The sequence below is a fragment of the Paraburkholderia sp. RL17-373-BIF-A genome (genome assembly GCF_046030175.1).
Classification (GTDB): domain Bacteria; phylum Pseudomonadota; class Gammaproteobacteria; order Burkholderiales; family Burkholderiaceae; genus Paraburkholderia.
The window spans coordinates 1-2,850 of the sequence record NZ_JARESO010000181.1 but is presented as its reverse complement, the minus strand read 5'-3'; the positions used below and the strand labels follow the sequence as shown (position 1 = coordinate 2,850).

Here is a 2,850-nt window from a genome sequence, read left to right as displayed (position 1 = left end):
ACGCGTCCATTGCCTGGAAAATAAGCAAAACGGCATATCGGTTGAAGGCATAGAGCAACTGCTGCAGAGAACTCAGGCGCGCGACATGTTCACCCAGCAATTGTTGGTAGTGTTCCCGTGAACTGTACGCGGGCTCCACCTTAGTCGACCATTTGTCGAGCTTGACCCGTCCGCCTTCCGGGACCCGAAAATCTCGCGAATTGATTTCCATGCTGATCCTCGTAGCCGCTCAATGTTGGTAGGCTTGTAGCCAGGGGAATCCGGCGAAGCAGATCTGTGCCGCAAAGCCGATCCCTCCAGCGATCGACCCGATACCCGAAACATACTGTGCCGGAGACTCACCAAACGCGAACACAGCGACACCAAGTTCTGCGACCACGAGAACGATGAAGGCCACGATCCCCATAAGGAGACGACTACGCCAATCGGGTTGCAGATTGAACCACTGCACACTCCATTGCGCAACCTTCCAGCTGGCCGCAAGCATGATCGGCGTTTCCAGTACCACGGAGGCAGTTGCTCCGAGATGTGGTACCAGCACCAGGACGCGTATTGCACCGAGAGCGAATCCTATCGCGAAGACAAGGAGGGCATAGGTGGTCCCCGCTTTCACCCATGGAGCACGTCTGCGCACGCAGAACGAAGTGGAGTTCATGGCAGTTACCGTCCGGTGGGCATCCTCGGACCTGCTGGCAACCGAATCACATAGATGCGGCCCGGCAAATCTCCTGCAACCTCGTCTTCGTTGTACGTGAAGTAGACGAGCGAGTGACGTTCGGTGTCCAGCACCCGGATTATATGGAGCGAGTCGAAAGTTGGATCTGACTCAGCTGTGAATACTTGTGCTTGTCTGGGCACACTTTCGGCAACCCGGATGTCGCCTGTCTGATGGCAGGATGCCGTCAGATCCGTCCCGCGGGAGATTCGTCCACTTCCCAGTGCGCCCTCGGAATGCGACTCTGAGACATAGCAGGTCACGCCTTTCACGAGGGGATCGTCGTAAGCCGAAATGGCGATGTGAGAACCATATCGCTGGGTATGCGTTTCGATCGTCGCCAGCTCTTTGGCTACTACAGCGGAAGACAAAAGTATCAGCAGTGCGCCCAGGATGTTCGCCCGCCCTGGAACCAGCTTGATCATCATCCACCTCCGGCAATTCGATAGTCAGATCGTCGGTCGCGCCACGCCGCAGCGACGGATAGCTGACTTCAGCCTATTTCACCCGGAAGTCAGCTAGTTGACGCAGGTCAACACCTGCGTGGTCGCCCGGCATCATCCTGAAAATGGATACGTTGTCCGCGCAGGGCACCTGCCGGCAGCGGATTGACCATTCCTTGTCCAGGCGAGAACAAATGACGACTTCGGTCGCCTGCGTCGCCAGAAAGTTCGCATATCGAGGATTGCCATGTTCAGGAACGCCCGTCTTTCGTTGTTTCTACCTTTCCTTGTCTGCGTCTGTGCGAACGGTGCTGCGCTCGCGCAATCGTTACCGCAACCTGCTTCGCAAAACGGCATCTCCTACATAACCGGCGGTGTGGGCGAAGACGAAGTTCAGGCATTTCGCGCCGCAGCTCCAGGCTACAACCTTCGCATGACGTTTGCGTCGAAGACAGGGAGTTATCTGTCTGACATCGATGTGACGATAACGTCGGGAGCCGGACGATCCGTCCTGACCGTTCGCACAGAAGGGCCGTTCCTCTTTGTCCGGCTGCCGGCAGGGCGCTATCAGATCAGGGCACAAACGCGTCACATCACGGAAACCAGAAAGATCCAGGTGCCCGCACATGGCGGCGCTGATTTGCGTTTCTACTGGGGAGATCCGGATCGTCACGGAGTCATGCGCGTCTGTAAAAGCTGTCCGGATGCGGCTCGTCCTTGAGCGGCCTGTTTCGTTACTCAATCCGCGTCCTAATGGGCACCAGAATGCAGACAAATCCCGTTGAGCCCGGACCGGACGTAGTCTCTGGCCACGTCGAATTGGCGCCGCCGGCCGGGCATGCCGGCATGAAGCGCGGGTTGTCGAGCGCGCAGGTGGAGGAGCAGCGTGTCCGATTCGGTCGCAACGTTGTGGACTCAACGGCACGGCGCACCTGGTGGCAAACGCTCGGGGAGGTACTCCGTGAGCCCATGTTCCTTCTGTTGCTCGCTGCGAGTGGTATTTACTTCGTCCTCGGGGACGTTTCGGAGGCGCTGACGCTCCTCGCGTTCGTGATGGGGATCGTCTTTCTCACGGTGTTTCAGAGTCACCGCACCGCGCGGGTTCTCGACTCTCTTCGCGAGCTGTCCGCGCCCCGCGCGCAGGTCGTCCGGGACGGGCAACGGCAACTCGTTTCCGCTGCCGAACTGGTGCCCGGTGACGTGGTTTTCGTCGACGAAGGCGCACGCGTGCCCGCTGACGGCTCCGTGACGGAAGCTCACGAACTGAGCGTAGACGAGTCGCTACTGACAGGCGAGTCCATTTCGGTAAGCAAGTCCGTGGCGCGACCCAATGCAAATCAGGAGGAAGAGTCCGGCGGGCAGCTTTTCTTCGGATCAATGGTGGTGCAGGGCCAGGGGCAGATGGTCGTGACGGCGACGGGGGCGAATACGACGCTCGGTCGCATTGGAAAGTCGTTGACCGCCATCACGGAAGCCCGCTCGCCATTGCAAATGGAGACGAGAACATTCGTCAATCGCTTTGCGCTGGCTGCAATCGCACTGTGTGTGCTGCTGGTCCTGGCCTATCGTTGGCGCTCCGGGGAATGGCTTCCGGGCGTGCTCGCCGGGATCACGCTGGCCATGGGGATTCTTCCCGAAGAGATTCCGGTGATATTGACCGTATTCATGGCGCTAGGGGCTCGCCGCATCGCC

The 2,850-nt window shown here is 58.9% G+C and carries 4 protein-coding genes and 1 pseudogene; 2 read left to right on the top strand and 3 right to left on the bottom strand.

Going from position 1 to position 2,850, the window contains the following annotated elements; all coding sequences use genetic code 11:
* From P0D80_RS49240 to P0D80_RS49230, 3 genes and pseudogenes are all read right to left on the bottom strand, one after another.
* Nucleotides 1-211 (bottom strand): annotated as a pseudogene (locus P0D80_RS49240) (polyphosphate kinase 2 family protein); the annotation flags it as partial.
* A gap of 18 nt (nucleotides 212-229) precedes the next feature.
* Nucleotides 230-655 (bottom strand): hypothetical protein, encoded by a 426-nt coding sequence (locus P0D80_RS49235; protein WP_408295764.1) that lies wholly within the window; start codon nucleotides 653-655, stop codon nucleotides 230-232.
* Nucleotides 656-660: 5 nt separating this feature from the next.
* Nucleotides 661-1,140, bottom strand: a complete 480-nt coding sequence (locus P0D80_RS49230; protein ID WP_408295770.1) for a CreA family protein — start codon at nucleotides 1,138-1,140, stop codon at nucleotides 661-663.
* Nucleotides 1,141-1,405: 265 nt separating this feature from the next.
* Between P0D80_RS49230 and P0D80_RS49225 the strand changes: the two genes are divergently transcribed.
* Nucleotides 1,406-1,879, top strand: coding sequence for a peptidase associated/transthyretin-like domain-containing protein (locus tag P0D80_RS49225; RefSeq protein ID WP_408295761.1), 474 nt, complete (start codon nucleotides 1,406-1,408; stop codon nucleotides 1,877-1,879).
* 125 nt (nucleotides 1,880-2,004) lie between these two features.
* On the top strand, nucleotides 2,005-2,850 hold an 846-nt coding region (locus P0D80_RS49220; protein WP_408295767.1), incomplete at its 3' end, for an HAD-IC family P-type ATPase.

Bases quoted from the DNA above. Each gene is read 5' to 3' on its own strand.
- P0D80_RS49235 (WP_408295764.1), bottom strand. From the start codon at position 655: ATGAACTCCACTTCGTTCTGCGTGCGCAGACGTGCTCCATGGGTGAAA.
- P0D80_RS49230 (WP_408295770.1), bottom strand. From the start codon at position 1,140: ATGATCAAGCTGGTTCCAGGGCGGGCGAACATCCTGGGCGCACTGCTG.
- P0D80_RS49225 (WP_408295761.1), top strand. From the start codon at position 1,406: ATGTTCAGGAACGCCCGTCTTTCGTTGTTTCTACCTTTCCTTGTCTGC.